The organism is uncultured Chitinophaga sp. (assembly GCF_937874145.1).
In the GTDB taxonomy this organism is placed as follows: domain Bacteria; phylum Bacteroidota; class Bacteroidia; order Chitinophagales; family Chitinophagaceae; genus Chitinophaga.
Window position 1 is genome coordinate 1 of the sequence record NZ_CALNBI010000235.1, and the last position, 14,436, is coordinate 14,436.

Annotated in this window: 11 protein-coding genes; 8 read left to right on the plus strand and 3 right to left on the minus strand. The window is 56.3% G+C overall.

Annotated features, from left to right (window positions below; translation table 11 throughout):
• Positions 1 to 422: hypothetical protein (locus Q0510_RS11445; protein WP_298711415.1), on the minus strand; the 422-nt coding region annotated here is incomplete at its 3' end.
• 286 nt (positions 423 to 708) lie between these two features.
• On the opposite strand from Q0510_RS11445, the gene Q0510_RS11450 reads away from it, so the two are divergent.
• From Q0510_RS11450 to Q0510_RS11470, 5 genes are all read left to right on the plus strand, one after another.
• Complete coding sequence (locus Q0510_RS11450; protein WP_298711417.1) at positions 709 to 1,299, plus strand: RNA polymerase sigma factor; 591 nt, start codon at positions 709 to 711, stop codon at positions 1,297 to 1,299.
• A 58-nt stretch (positions 1,300 to 1,357) separates the two neighbouring features.
• On the plus strand, positions 1,358 to 2,308 hold the full coding sequence (locus Q0510_RS11455) for a FecR family protein (RefSeq protein WP_298711420.1): 951 nt from the start codon (positions 1,358 to 1,360) through the stop codon (positions 2,306 to 2,308).
• Positions 2,309 to 2,339: 31 nt separating this feature from the next.
• Positions 2,340 to 5,672 carry a SusC/RagA family TonB-linked outer membrane protein gene (locus tag Q0510_RS11460; protein ID WP_298711423.1) on the plus strand — a complete coding sequence of 1,111 codons (3,333 nt, stop codon included), beginning with the start codon at positions 2,340 to 2,342 and terminating at the stop codon, positions 5,670 to 5,672.
• A gap of 31 nt (positions 5,673 to 5,703) precedes the next feature.
• Positions 5,704 to 7,254: a SusD/RagB family nutrient-binding outer membrane lipoprotein gene (locus tag Q0510_RS11465; protein WP_298711426.1), complete on the plus strand. Its 1,551-nt coding sequence runs from the start codon at positions 5,704 to 5,706 to the stop codon at positions 7,252 to 7,254.
• Between the two features lie 97 nt (positions 7,255 to 7,351).
• Positions 7,352 to 9,571 carry a S41 family peptidase gene (locus Q0510_RS11470; protein WP_298711429.1) on the plus strand — a complete coding sequence of 740 codons (2,220 nt, stop codon included), beginning with the start codon at positions 7,352 to 7,354 and terminating at the stop codon, positions 9,569 to 9,571.
• A 31-nt stretch (positions 9,572 to 9,602) separates the two neighbouring features.
• On the opposite strand, the gene Q0510_RS11475 is transcribed toward Q0510_RS11470, so the two are convergent.
• Together Q0510_RS11475 and Q0510_RS11480 are read right to left on the minus strand one after the other, a co-directional pair.
• The gene (locus Q0510_RS11475) at positions 9,603 to 10,358 is read right to left on the minus strand and encodes a hypothetical protein (protein WP_298711432.1); all 756 of its coding nucleotides are present in this window, start codon (positions 10,356 to 10,358) and stop codon (positions 9,603 to 9,605) included.
• 257 nt (positions 10,359 to 10,615) lie between these two features.
• Complete coding sequence (locus Q0510_RS11480; RefSeq protein ID WP_298711434.1) at positions 10,616 to 11,434, minus strand: hypothetical protein; 819 nt, start codon at positions 11,432 to 11,434, stop codon at positions 10,616 to 10,618.
• A gap of 227 nt (positions 11,435 to 11,661) precedes the next feature.
• Here Q0510_RS11480 and Q0510_RS11485 point away from each other — a divergent pair, with 227 nt between their 5' ends.
• The 3 genes from Q0510_RS11485 to Q0510_RS11495 form a co-directional block, all read left to right on the plus strand.
• Complete coding sequence (locus Q0510_RS11485; protein ID WP_298711437.1) at positions 11,662 to 12,243, plus strand: RNA polymerase sigma factor; 582 nt, start codon at positions 11,662 to 11,664, stop codon at positions 12,241 to 12,243.
• Between the two features lie 90 nt (positions 12,244 to 12,333).
• The gene (locus tag Q0510_RS11490) at positions 12,334 to 13,509 is read left to right on the plus strand and encodes a FecR family protein (RefSeq protein ID WP_298711440.1); all 1,176 of its coding nucleotides are present in this window, start codon (positions 12,334 to 12,336) and stop codon (positions 13,507 to 13,509) included.
• Positions 13,510 to 13,781: 272 nt separating this feature from the next.
• A partial coding sequence (locus tag Q0510_RS11495) for a carboxypeptidase-like regulatory domain-containing protein (RefSeq protein WP_298711443.1) occupies positions 13,782 to 14,436 on the plus strand: 655 nt, incomplete at its 3' end.

The window sequence follows — 14,436 nt, forward strand, 5'->3', positions numbered from 1 at the left end:
GCGCAAATGAGGCCCGCGGTGCGGCCATCATCGCCGGGGATGGGTGTGTAAGAGAAGGTGTAATATGTTTCTTCCGGGTAGCCATTTCGTTCCATGATGAGCAGCTGCGATTCTTCGTAGGTGCCTTCGTCTTTTTCCACCAGCTTCACGAGCAAGGGCTGCACATAGTCCCAGATATCCTTCCAGACAACGGACGCGGGTTGCCCGAGGGCGCGGGGATGTTTGCCGCCAACGATGGCTTTGTACGGATCGTTGTAAAGTTTGATGAATTCCTTTCCCCAGCCGATCCAGATGGGCTGGCGCGAGGTGAGCATAATCCTGACGCAGGTCCTGAGGCTTTGGGGCCAGGTTTCGACCGGTCCGAGGGGAGAATCCGCCCAGTTATAATCGCGGATGCGGGCGCCCATTTCACCACCTCCCATTAAAAATTCAGGTAAACCGGTTTCAGCCATACAGATCGGAAAATTGAATTGGATGTATTACTTACCAAGATAATTGATTTTGGTATAATAACACCGGGTGAAGGGTGAATTTGTGACATAAATTACCAGCCTGGAAACAGCAGTAGCGGCGGATTGCAGCGGATGCGGGTATGTGGGGGAAAGCACGGGAAGCGGGCGGGGGCATATATTAATTATAGTTGAAGGATGGAAGAAGAAACGCGGGGGAATCAAGTATTTTCTTATTTTGGCAGCAAATCTAATCGCAATGTTGGAAGCTACAGATGAAGCGTTGTGCGGGATGATCCGACAGGGGGATGCCGCAGCTTTTAATGTACTGTACGACCGGTACCGGCACCAGCTATATGGGTATGTGCTCAGGCTCTGCGGTTCGCAGGATGTGGCGCTGGATGCGGTGCAGGAAGTGTTCCTGCAGGTCTGGCTCCGCTCGGCTTCCCTGGACCCGGGGCGTTCCATCAAATCTTATCTTTTCCGCTCGGTACGCAATTATTTGCTGGATTATCTGAAGAAAGCCGTGCATCAGCAGGCCTTCCGGCAGCATTTTATGCGGGCGTTCGAAGAGGGGGGCGCCTCTTCGGAGCATGTATTATACAGCAAACAGCTCGAAACGATCAAGAACAACGCCGTTTCCCGCCTGCCGGCCCAGCGGCAGCGGATTTATACCATGAGCAAGGTGGAAGGCCTCAGCAACCGCGAGATCGCGGAATCCCTGGGGATTTCCATCAATACGGTGCGCGACCAGCTCGTGAAGGCATCCCGTTTTGTACGGATGTACCTGTTGCGCCACGCGGATATCGCGGTACTGCTCACGGCGGTGCATGTTGCACAGCAGGGGTGATAAAAATATTTTTTCAGCGGGGATCGTCTTACCCCATTTTCCGATCGTATTACTAGTGATGGAGGAGCATCAGCAAAGGATCAGGCATTTGTTCGCCAAAATGGCGGAAGGCACTTCCACGCCCGAAGAGCGTGCGGAATTGCTGGAGTATCTGGAGGGAGACCCCCTCCCGGAAGACCTCCCGATGCCCGACGAGCTTGCTCCCGGCGGCCATTGGCCCGCCATGCCCGAAACGGAGGCGGACCGCATCCGCGCGCATGTACTGTCGCACCAGCAGCCCGCAACGCCCGTCAGGCGGATGCGCTGGCGCCTGGCCGCGGCGGTGCTCCTGCCCCTCGCCGGCGCAGCCCTGTGGCTGTGGCAGGGGCAGAAAAGCAGCGGGGAAGTTTTGGAGTATGTCAACGACACGCGGACGGTCAAAACCATCCGGCTGGGCGACGGCTCCGAGATCCACCTCAACCGGGCAGCCCGCCTCACCCTCCGCAAAGGCGCCGAAAGGGAAGCCTGGCTGGAAGGAGAAGCCTTCTTCACCATCGCCGCGCATCCGTCGAGGCCGTTCGTAGTGCACACGCGGCATCAGCTGGATGTGACGGTATTGGGTACCTCCTTCAACGTGAAAGCAGGAGAAAAAGCCACGGAAGTGGTCCTGAACACGGGAAAGGTGAAAGTGGGCGACGGCGGGCATGAAGTGATCCTGCGGCCGGGAGAAATGGCGGTGTACGACGCGGACGCGAAGCAGATGATGCGCCAGCAGGCGGATACCCTGCAGCGCGCTTCCTGGAAAAACGAGCTCATGCCGTTTAAAGAACGGCCGCTGAAAGAAGTTGTCGCGCAACTGGGCGAACAATTCGGATACGCCGTTTCGTTCGAAGACCCCGCCGCCGATACGCTCCTTTTCACCGGGTACCTCTCCACCCGCGACCTGCAGCAGGCCGTCCTCACACTGGAACAATCCTTCTCCATCAACATCCGGATTGGAAAAAGCCAATTACATGTGAACAAACAATAGCGTTTCAGCCAAAACCTAACACAACTTCGCTATGAAAAGATTCAAAGCCATCAGCTCAGGGCTGATCATGGCATCTGTATTGCTATGCAACGTCCCCATCACCAGTGCGCAACCAGGGTATGAAAAAACTGCCCGCGAACAGGTGTCGCTCATCTCCGTGATCAACGACATGGAAAACCGGTTCGACGTCCGGTTCAATTACAACGCCACGTTACTGAAAGGAAAGAAAATCACCGCACCTGACAAAGAAGGGTTCAGCAAAGACAACATCGCCCAGGAGCTCAACCGCTACATCTCGCCCCTCGGGCTCGTATGCCAGCAGCTCGCCGGCAAACTGTACGTCGTGAAAGCCAACGCCGTCTCCGAACCGGCTTTGTCCGGCAGTACCTCCCTGGCAGACGCTACCATCCGCGGAACCGTAACCGACTCCGCCGGCGCCTCCATCCCCGGCGTAGTTGTACGCATCAAAGGCGCCCAGCGCGGCGCCATCACCGATGGCAACGGGGCTTTTACGCTGCCCAATGTGAAAAAGGGCGATGTGCTCGTGTTTTCACTGGTGGGCTATAACCAGCAGGAAGTAACCATCGGCGACCAAACCGATCTCCGCATCACGATGCAGGTATCCGCCATCGCGCTCGACCAGCTCGTGGTAACCGCCCTCGGGATCAAACGCCAGGAAAAAGCCCTCGGCTATGCCGTGCAAAAAGTAAAAGGCGACGCCGTTGCCACCGTAAAAGGTGTGGACGTAGCCACCTCCCTCACCGGCCATGTGTCCGGCCTGGTGGTGAAAAACTCCACCGAATTCTTCGCACGCCCCAGCATCGAGCTCCGCGGCGAAGGCGCCCTGCTCGTTATCGACGGCGTACCCTACGGCAACATGACCCTGCGCGACATCCCCACCGACGATATCGAAAGCATCGACGTCCTCAAAGGCCCCACCGCCTCCTCGCTCTACGGCTCCCGCGCCGCCGGCGGCGTGCTGCTCGTCACTACCAAAAAAGGCTCCGGCACCGGGCTCACCGTTTCCATCAACAGCAACACCATGCTGCAAAGCGGCTTCCTCGCCCTGCCAAAAGTACAGGGATCCTACGGCCGCGGGCAAAATGGCGCCATCGATAACGACTACGTTTGGGGGCCCAAGCTCGATATCGGCGAAACCGCCACCGACTGGAACCCCGAAACCAAACAGTTCGAAGACAACCGTCCGCTCCGCTCCATCGGGAAAGACAACCTCAAGAACTTCATGGAAACGGGCGTTGTCACCAACAATAACATCAGCGTATCCCAAAGCGGCCAGTACGGCAGCTTCCGGGCTTCGCTTAATCATATCTACAACAAAGGCCAGTTCCCCAACGCCCGCGCCAACATGTTCAACTTCACGCTGGGCGGCGTGCTGAAAGCTTCCGATAAATTTACCCTCGAAGGGCATACCGGCGTCTCCAAACGCATGGCGCCGCAGGTATGGGGCTCAGGATACGGCAACCAGGGGTACATCTATCAGCTGACTATGTGGACCGGCCCGGAATATGACATCCGGCAGTACCAGGACTACTGGAAAGTGCCCAACAAAACCCAGAACTGGATGTACACCAACTGGTACGACAACCCTTATCTCATCGCTTACGAAAAGCTGAACGGCATCCAGCAGAACACGGTGAACGCAAGCCTTACGGCCAATTATAAGTTCACCGACGACCTGAACCTGCTGGTGCGCGTGGCATACGACAACTACAACAACGAGGAAACTTATAAGAACCCCACGGCGAACATCTTCTCCACACGCGGCGGATGGGACGCGAAAGGGTATTACCGCAACATCGCCACCAGTGGATGGAGCACGAACGACGATATCATGCTTTCGTACAAAAAGAAAGCCGGGCAGTTCACCATCGACCTGATGGCGGGCGGCACCATTTATTACTATATCGATCAAACGATCTCCGCCGCTACGCGAAACGGCTTGTCGAGCCCCCGGTTTTACAGCATCGCGGGCTCGGTAGGGCCCGTTAACATCACCCAAACGCATGGCGCCCGCCAGGTGAACAGCCTGTACGGCAGGGCTGCGCTGGGATGGAAGAACGCCATCTTCGTGGAAGCTACCGGCCGTAATGACTGGAACTCCGCGCAGCCGAAAGAGCACCGCGACTATTTCTATCCTTCGCTGGGTTCCAGCGTGGTGTTGTCTGAACTGGTGCGCCTGCCCCGGTTTGTGGATATGTGGAAATTCAGGGGCTCCTGGGCGGATTACAAAACGCCGGCCGATGTGTATGTGACCAACCGCCTGTTTTCCACCACGCCCCAGGCCTGGAATACCCTCAATTCCGCCAACTACCCCAGCAACCTGCTCCCGCTCAGCATCCTGCCCAGCTCGGCGCGCACCTGGGAAGTGGGTACCGCCGCTTACCTGTTCAAGAACAGGCTGAATGTGGACGTGACCTACTTTAATAAATTGCATTACAACACACAGCGTAATATCGATATTCCGCAGTCGTCTGGTTTCTCCAGCACCATCATCAACTGGGATGAAGATTTTGTGCGGAGAGGTATCGAAATCACGATCGGCGGTTCTGTCATCAGACAAAAGAATTTCGAATGGCAGTCTGTCATCAACTATACCAGCCATCACCGCTATATCAAGCGGCTCGACAGCACGTATTCCTCCAAAGAGCCCTGGGTGAAGGTAGGCGCGCGGATGGATAACTACATCGATTACTACTGGCTGCGCGATCCTTCGGGCAATGTCATCCACCAGAGCGGCATGCCCGTGCAAAGCGAATACCGCAAGAACTACGGCTACACCGATCCTAAATTCAGCTTCGGTTTCATCAACAACTTCCGCATCGGCGACTTCCTCGTGGGGCTGAACCTCGACGGGCGCATCGGCGGCCTGATGTACAATTACGTGAACGATAAAATGTTCGACACCGGCACGCATCCCGATACGGATAATAACTGGCGGTATGATGAAGTGGTGAACGGGAAAACGAATTATGTTGGCACAGGCGTGAAAGTAGTGAGCGGAACGGTGACCTACGATAACTTCGGGAACATCATCAACGATACCCGCACCTATGCACCGAACGATGTGGCCACTTCTTACCAGGATTACACGCAGAAGTTCAGGGCCGGCGATTACGGGGTGCAGAAGAAATCGTTCGTGAAAGTAAGGGAGATGTCGCTCGGCTACAAGCTGCCTTCGGCTTTCCTGGGCCGTTACAGCATTAAGAGCGCATCCGTGGCGCTCACGGCGCAGAACCTGTTCCTCTTCACCAAATTCCGTTTCTCCGATCCTGACGTGGACACCGAAAACCTGAACTCGCCTTCGCAGCGGATGCTGGGTATGAACCTGCGGGTAACTTTCTGATAGGGCATTTTCATCCATCAAAACATCGAACATGCAACACAAAAAACTTTATACCATCATACTGGGCGCAACCGTGCTGGCGGGCTGTGCCAAATTCGAAGAGATCAACACAAACCCGGATAAGACGGATGCCGTCAGCTCGTCGATGCTGGCGACGACCATGATCCTGAACGTGACGCGGACGACCATCGCCACCACCAAAGGTTTCATGCAGCCGTACATGCTGGGTAAATACGTTACCTGGGGCGAGAACCAGGAGAACTTCCAGTTCAACCGCCTGAGCAGGGCGGGCTTCGACCGCCTCCCGGTGCTCCGGAACATCGATCCCATGATCGCCGCGGCTACCGACGAAGGGCAGCGCAATTCCTACCGCGGGCTGGGAAGCTTCATCCGCGCCTGGCAGTTTTACCACACCACCATGCAGGTGGGCGATATCCCTTACTCGGAAGCCATCAAGGGCGAATCGGAAGGCATTGTGCAACCGAAATACGACAGCCAGAAGGAAGTGTTCCTCGGCATCCTCCGCGAACTGGACAGCGCCAACGCATTATTCGCGAGGGGCAGCAAGTTTGAAGGCGATCCCATTTTTAACGGCGAAACAGATAAATGGCGCCGCGTGGTGAACGGATTCGAGCTCCATGTGCTCATGCAGCTCTACCGCAAAACCGGTGATGCCGACCTGAAAGTGACCGACCGTTTCCGGGACATTGTGAACAACCGGCCGCTGCTGCGCAATTATAGCGATAACTTCGCCCTGGCTTATAACAACACGCAAGGCCAGAATTACCCCTGGTCCGACGTGCCCGCGGGCTCCGGCAACTCTTTCGTGAAGTCGAACTACACGATGCTCACCACCAATCTCATCGATCCGCTCAAAGCCCTGGGCGACCGCCGCCTTTTCTACTACGCCAAACCCTCACCCGTACAGATCGCCGGCGGCAAGCAGCCCTCCGACTGGGATGCCTATCCCGGCGCCGAGCCCTCCGATCCGTTCCCGGTGCTGCAGGACAAGCGGGTGTCGAAAGATTACGCCGACCTGAACAACCGCTACGTACAGCTCGTGAACGCCGAACCGGTGAGTGTGTTCAGCTACTGGGACCAGCAGTTCATCCTCGCGGAAGCCACCATCCGCGGCTGGATCACGGGTACACCGGCACAGGATTACTATGCGGCAGGCATCGGGGAGTCGATGCGGTTTATCGCGGCGTATACGCCCGAAGCAGCCGATTATCATCACAACATGAAAATCGACAACGCCTACATCCTCACCTATATCGCCACCCATCCGCTGATCGGAACGATGGAGCAGCAGCTGCAACAGATCATCCAGCAGAAGTACCTCGCCGGTTTCCTGCAGGGCTCGAATTACAATGCCTGGTATGAGAACAGGAGAACAGGGTATCCCGTCTTCAAGCTCAATCCCAACTCGAACCTGAACACGCCCAACACGGCGTTCCCGGTGCGGTGGCTGTACCCCGCCAACGAGCTCAACTTCAATAACCGCAATATGGATGAAGCCATCAAACGCCAGTATCCCGGCGGCGACAATACCAACGGGGTGATGTGGATCCTGAAGGATTAACCGTTTTAACCAGTAATGTGATTGACCCCGGGCGCTTTGCAGCCCGGGGTTTTTTTATGGCGAAAATTGGGCTATATTTCTGGACCAAGTCAAACTTATGCATCACCCGGCCCGGAAATTATCCCTTATCCCCGCACTGATTTGTGCCTACCTCTTCACCGCCTGCAATCCGAACAGGCATGCGCGCTACGCTGATTTTGAAACGGCAGACAGCCTGCCCCCGAAATGGACCACTATCAACGAAAGCGGCGCTTTCCGTGTGCGCACCGACGATAGCGATGCCTATTCGGGCAAACGCTCGTTGTTGCTGGAAAGGAGCAGGGAAGGAGGAATACATTCCGTTTTGGCGGTTACGCATATTCCCGTGGAAGTGGACGGTGCGCAGGTGGAAGTGAGCGGGTATATGAAAACCGAAAATGTGCAGGGCGGTTTTTGGGGCCTGTACCTGAAAGTGGAAGGCGACCCCGCCTGGACGGAAACGGATATGATGCGGGATGTGAAAGTAGCAGGCACCACCGGCTGGCAACCATACACGGTGAAAGCGCCGTTGAAGAAAGGCGCCAGGGATATTTACCTGGGCGTGTACCTGGCCGGCAGCGGGAAAGTTTGGGCAGACGACCTGGAGGTAAGGATAGATGGAAAACCCCTGTCCGCCGTGCCCCGTATGGCACTGTCGCCCGCACGGCAGGATACTGAGTTTGGTATTAATACCGGCATCAGCCTCGATACCCTCACACCGGAAAAAGCCGATAACCTGGTGCGGCTGGGCAAAGTTTGGGGCTTTCTGAAATATTACCATCCCGCCGTGGCGGCTGGCCAATATAACTGGGATGCGGAATTGTTCCGCGTGTTGCCCGCGTTGCTGCGTAGTGCCGACAGGCAGGCGGCGAATGCAGTGATGGAGGAATGGGTGAAAGGATTGAAGCCTGTGACCACCGGCCCAGCCACGAAGGGAATGCCACCCATGGTCAGGCACCAGCCGGATCTCGATTGGCTGACAGATACTGCATCGTTAGGCGCTGCGCTTTCCGGAAGGCTGGAGAAGATCCGCAAGGCGAACCGGGAAGATGAACATTATTACGTTTCGCTGCATTCCACCGGCAATGCATCTTTCAACAACGAACGACGGTATTCCCATGTATCGCCGGCCGACGATGGATACCGTTTGCTGGCGCTATTCCGTTACTGGAATTATGTTCAATATTATTTTCCTTACAAGCACCTGATCGGGGAAGACTGGCACGGCGTGATGGCGCGCTTCCTGCCGGTGTTTGCTAAAGCAAAGGATGCGGAATCGTACCAGCTGGCGGTGTTGCAAATGATGACCGTCATCAATGATTCGCATGCGCTGTTGCAGGGAAATACGATGGCGATGGACCGCTCCCTGGGCTTCCACAGGATGTATGCAGACATCCGGGAGGTGGAAGGCAGGCCCACCGTGGTGCGGCCGCCCGTAGCCGTTCAAGGCGACGCGCTGGAAAGGGGAGACGTGATCCTGCAGATAAATGGAACACCGGTGGAAGCGTTGCGCGAATGGTGGGAGCCTTATCTCCCCGCTTCCAACGAAAACCACCGGTCGTATGCATTTACCACTGAGCTGCTCCGCGGGAAAGATTCCCTGTTTACGCTGGAAGTGGACCGGAACGGGCAGCGGAAGGCTTTACAGCTGGTATACGGCATGGCAGCCCGCATGCATCCGGACAATCGCCTGCCTTTACCGGAGAAGCCGTGGTCGTTACTACCGGATAACATCGGTTACATGAATTTGCGCACTTTGCGCAAGGCCGATATCCCGGAAATGATGAAGAAGTTCTTTGTGACGAGGGGCATCATCATCGACCTGCGCTGCTATCCTTACGAAATGTACCAAAACGATATCTGCAGTTATCTCACCGCCCGGCCGGTGCCGTATTACCGGAGTTATGGCGCCAGCGTGGCGGAACCGGGGCAGTTCAGTTACCGGCAGGTGCAGATGGTGGGCGTCAGCAACCGGTATGCTTACCGCGGAAAGGTGATTGTGCTGGTCAACGAAGAAACCCAGAGCCGGGGTGAGTTTTTCGCCATGGCATTTAAAGCGGTACCGGGTGTAACGATCATGGGCGGGCCTACCGCGGGCACCGACGGCACCGTATCGGATTTCTACCTTCCCGCTGGACTAAAAACCCGTTTTACGGGTGAAGGGATCTGCTGGCCCAACGGTACGGAAAGCCAGCGGACGGGCATCGTACCCGATGTGCCGGTGAAGCGGACGCGCAGGGGCGTCACGGAGGGGAAAGACGAGCTCCTTGAAGCAGCGTTGCATCGCCTTCAGCCATAATTGCGGCCGGGGTCAGGGGCTAAGAACCCCATCAAAACACTTCCAATATTTTTGCGGAACCTGTATACCTGACCGTTTCGATTACACCGTAGCGGTCGGGTTTTCCCATCTCTATACCGATGCCCAGCACCAGCGAAGCCTCGGCTGGCAGGGGTTCCTGGAGTTGCAGCGATAGTTCCGTTTGTTCCGATTCCGCCGCCTGGAACCGCCATTCGGTAGCGGTGCTGTGGGGGTAGGTGGTAACGGCGGGATGGAAGCCGTCAGTGCCGAACAGGACGTCGCCCACGATGCCCAGGGTCATGGTAATGCGGTAGAAAGGGGCTTGCCAGGGCAGGGCGAGCGCAATACCCGGTTGTATGTGCGGGATAACGACGGTAGCGGAGGCCTGCGCGCGGTCCGTATGCACGGCGAGGGGATGGCGCAGGAGGCCGTCGAACGGATGATTGTTGTTGAGATGGAAGCCCGTGAGCATATGCCGGTGGCGGGAAAGGTAGATGCTCCGCTGGCCGCGGTATGCTTCGGTGTTCTGCTCCTGGATGTGTTTGGCGGCTTTGTTCAGCGCTCCCGTGAAATTAGGATCACCCAGGTGCTTGATGCTGAAAACCGCCCGGCGGATGCTGGCCGTCAGCTTATTGCAGGCCCCAAAATCGGAAAGGTGCATGCGCGTTCCTTCAAACCGCGGCGCTTGTAAAATATCTTTTTTCGAAGGACCGGAGCGCCTCCTGAAGATGATCTTGTCGGAACCTTTGCGCTTATAAGCCGTAAACTCCCCGATCTTGCCGGTCATTTCCTATAACTCCCATATTTCAGCAGGTTTAATACAGAGATATAACAACCGTACCGCTTATTTTGTTGGGGTTTACCATGACTTTAACAGGCATATATCCTGGGTATGTCCTGCCCTATATAAAGGGCAGGATAAAGGCATGGTATAGGCAGGGCAAAGGCAGGACAAAGGCAGGACATATCCCCTTTATCCTGCCGATCAAGCCCCTTTTGCTGCCCTGCAGGGAGCCAGTTACCAGGACTCGGGGTGCCTCGCCATCAATACGAATTCACCGCACACAACACTGCCTGGTTGACGGAATGGTATAACCTTTCCGTCAAGGCTTCGTAGGTGGCATTGTCTTCATCCGTACCAAAACTCAGGTCGTTCCAGGAGCCCATGCCCCCGAATACCCAGGCGGTGCCGGCGGCATACAGGAGCTGGCGGGCGGTGAGGGAGAAGTAATCGTTCGGGACGAGGTGTTTGTTGTAATAAGCCTGCTCCGGTGTGTCTGCCGAAAGTGTTTTCCGGGCTTTGCTGAATGTTTTTCCGAATCCTTCTTCGTTTTGGGCCAATGCGAAGCTTTCGATGTTGGCGAGCGCTTCTTCCAGGGTGTCTTTCGCCTGCTGCTGCGGTATCTGTAGATCCTGCGTTTTGAACTGGCTGGGGATGCGCATGTAGGTGACCGACCAGATCTGGTTATCGGGGTGATCCTTCTGCGTGACTTCCCATCTGCCTGCCCAGGCTTCGGAATAGTTGAGGTACACGGCTTCTATGACCCAGGTGCCCCCTCCGCCAACGAAGCCCGCCAGTTTGTAATCTTTCGCTGCGGATTGATCTTTAGAAGGACTATAATGCAGCCGGAGCTTCTGGCAGCCGCCGTCTTGCAGGAACCGGAACCAGTCGGCCGGGTTGGCGGCCGCTACTTTTTCTTTCTTGTTCATGAACAGGAAAGGGCGTTCCAGCACTTTAAAGGTGACGCTGTTGCAATGTTGGAAGGATAAGTTGGCGGACAGGTCCGGATTGCGGATCCTGTTTTTCAGGAATGCGTTGCCGTAAGCTGCCAAAGTAACGATCTGGTATAGTGTGCCGGTCATGTTGATGGGTATAAGCGGGCGGGAAATTACGAATTTATAGCGGTCATACATTTTTTGCTATTTTTATCCCGGGGAATGCAATGCAGCCATTAGACAGGGGAATTATCGAACGACGGCTATCAACCGGCCGGCCAACCGTACTGCGCGCCATGCCAACTTGTTTTGTTACAGGCATTTGCACCTACCTGCATTGATTTTTATCACGCATTGAAATTGAACTATTCGCATTGTCTACCGCACGGTCATACGATGAAAAAGAGCTGCTGCAGCAAGTTGCTGCAGGAAGCGAGCAGGCATTCGGGGAGCTGATCGCCCGGCATGCGGGGCTTTTGCATGCATTCCTGCTGAAGCTCACCCGCGACCCTGCCCAGTCAGACGAGCTGGTGCAGGATACTTTCCTGAAGATCTGGATGGCGCGGGAATGGCTGGGGCAGGTGCAGCATTTCCGGGCTTACCTGTTCACCATCAGCAGGAACCTGGCGGTTAACCTGCTGCGGAAGTCAGTCCGCGAGCGGCTCCGGCATACCCAATGGGCGGCGGAGCTGCAGCCTGAGCCGGACGAAAATCCAGATGCATGGAAATGGAAGCTGTTCGACGAAGCGGTGGGCCAGTTGCCTCCCCGGCAACAGAAGGTCTGGATCATGGCCCGCCGGGAAGGGAAGAAGTACCAGCAGATAGCGGAGGAGCTGGGCCTGAGCCGGGAAACGGTGAAGAAATACCTCCAGTTCGCGTCGGTAGCCATCAACCGGTATATCAGCGACCACCCGGAAATGTATGCCCTTTTCATTATCGCGCTGGCGGAGCTGTAAACGCATGCTTTTTTCTTACCCCGGAAAAAAATCTTTCGCCGCCATATCCCCTTTTTGAAATTTTGATTGTTCTACTAAGCGAGACTTCTTATGCATACCGACGATACACGATATAAAGCGTTGATCCGGCGATGGTTTAACGGCGGGGAATCGGACGACGAGGCCCGTGAACTGCATGCCCTTTTGCAGGACAGCGGCCGGTATCCGGAGCTGATGTCTGCCCTGGAGGCGGAGTACGGCAGCCTGGACGTAGCGGATTTCCCGGAAGCGCGGGCGAAGGCTTTAGCGGGGCAAATCACCGGATCGCCGGTGGTGGAAAGGAAAGGCAGGGTCCGTTTCCTGCGGGGATGGCGCCTGGCTGCGGCATCGGTGGCCCTGGTGGTGGGGGTGGCGGCCTATTTCTGGTCGGTGCGCGAGCAGGATCAGGGGGCGCCCGCCGGGGGCGCTGAAGCCGCGATACAGCCCGGCAGGCAGGGAGCGTTGCTCACCCTCGCGGATGGCTCGCAGGTGTCGCTGGATACGGTGCAGAACGGGACCATCGCCTTACAGGGCGGCGTTGCCGCCCGGGTGGTCAACGGGGTATTAACGTATGAAGGGGACGGCACTGAGATCGTCTACAATACCATCTCCACGCCCAAAGGCCGGCAATACCACATCACACTGCCCGACGGTTCCGGCATCTGGCTCAATGCGGCCAGCTCTATCCGGTATCCCGTCAGTTTTGCAAAGGGCGCGCGGGAAGTGGCCATAACAGGAGAAGTGTATTTTGAAATCGTGGCCGGCAAGGCGCGGCCATTCACGGTGCTGGCAGGCGATAAAGCCCGTGTACAGGTACTGGGAACCCGGTTCAACATCAACGCTTACGAGAACGAAAAGTACCTCGCCGCCACGCTGCTGGAAGGAAAGGTACGCACCATACCGGGCCGGGATGCGGCAAAGGCAGGCGTTATACTCCGTCCCGGCCAGCAGGCGCAGATCGCCGGGACGATGCCTTCCGGTATTAGCGTGACGGACAATGCGGATATCGAAAAGGTGATGGCCTGGAAGAACGGGCTGTTCAATTTCAACGGCGCTACCCTGGCGGAAGTCATGCAGCAGCTGGAACGCTGGTACGATATCGAAGTGGTATATGAAAACGGTGTCCCGGACAAAAAGCTCACCGGCAAAATGACCCGCGATATCCCGCTGGAAGGCTTGCTCCTGGGACTGCAGGAACTCGGCGTCAACTGCCGCCTGGAAGGCCGGAGGCTCACCGTCCTGCCATAAAAAGAAAGTAAATAAGAATGATATATTGACAGAAACGAACCGGCTGAAATGAAAGTGCCGGAAGTGGTTCGAAGCACTTCCGGCAGCAGGTCCGGCTGGTTCCAATTGAGGTCTGAACTCCATTTTCAACAACCAAACGCTGCTAATTTATGCAAAAAATTGCATTTGGTTCCGGGATTCCCATGCCCGTACAAACCGTTGCCGCCCATTACCGGGCGCCACGGCCAGGGCAGGTGAGAAGCACCGGGATCGCAACCAAAATCATGTTAGTCATGAAGTTGACTATTTTTCTGCTGCTCATCTCATTTTTTTCAGTGCTGGGGAAAGGTAAAGCCCAGCAGGTAACGTTGTCGGGGAAGCAGCTTTCCCTGCAGCAAATCTTTACCGCCATCGAACAACAAACAGGCTATGTGACCATGGCCAACGAAGGCATTTTCGCCGGCAGCCGGCCTGTTTCACTGCAGGCAACCGCCATGCCGCTGGTATCCCTGCTGGCCCTGGCGCTCAAAGACCAGCAGATTAAATACTCCATCCAGGGCAAAACCATTTTCCTGTCCCGGAAAGCTGTGCCCGCACCTGCTTCGCCTGCTGCGGAGGCGACGATTCCGGAAGTAGTGGAGGTGCGGGTTTTCGGGCGCGTTACGGACTCGCTCATGTACCCCCTGGAAGGCGCTACCGTGCAGATCAAAGGCAGGACCGGCGGGGGGGTGACCGACAAAACAGGCTGGTTTTCCCTCGAAGCGCAACAAGGCGACAAAATCATCGTATCGTTTGTCGGGTATAAGAAAGTAGAGTTCGTGGCGGACGGAACGCCGGAGGAAAAGCTCATCGTGCTGCGCATCATGCAGACCGGCATCAGCGAATTCGCCATCGTTTCCACCGGCTACCAACAGATCCCGAAAGAAAGGGCTACCGGATCGTTCACGT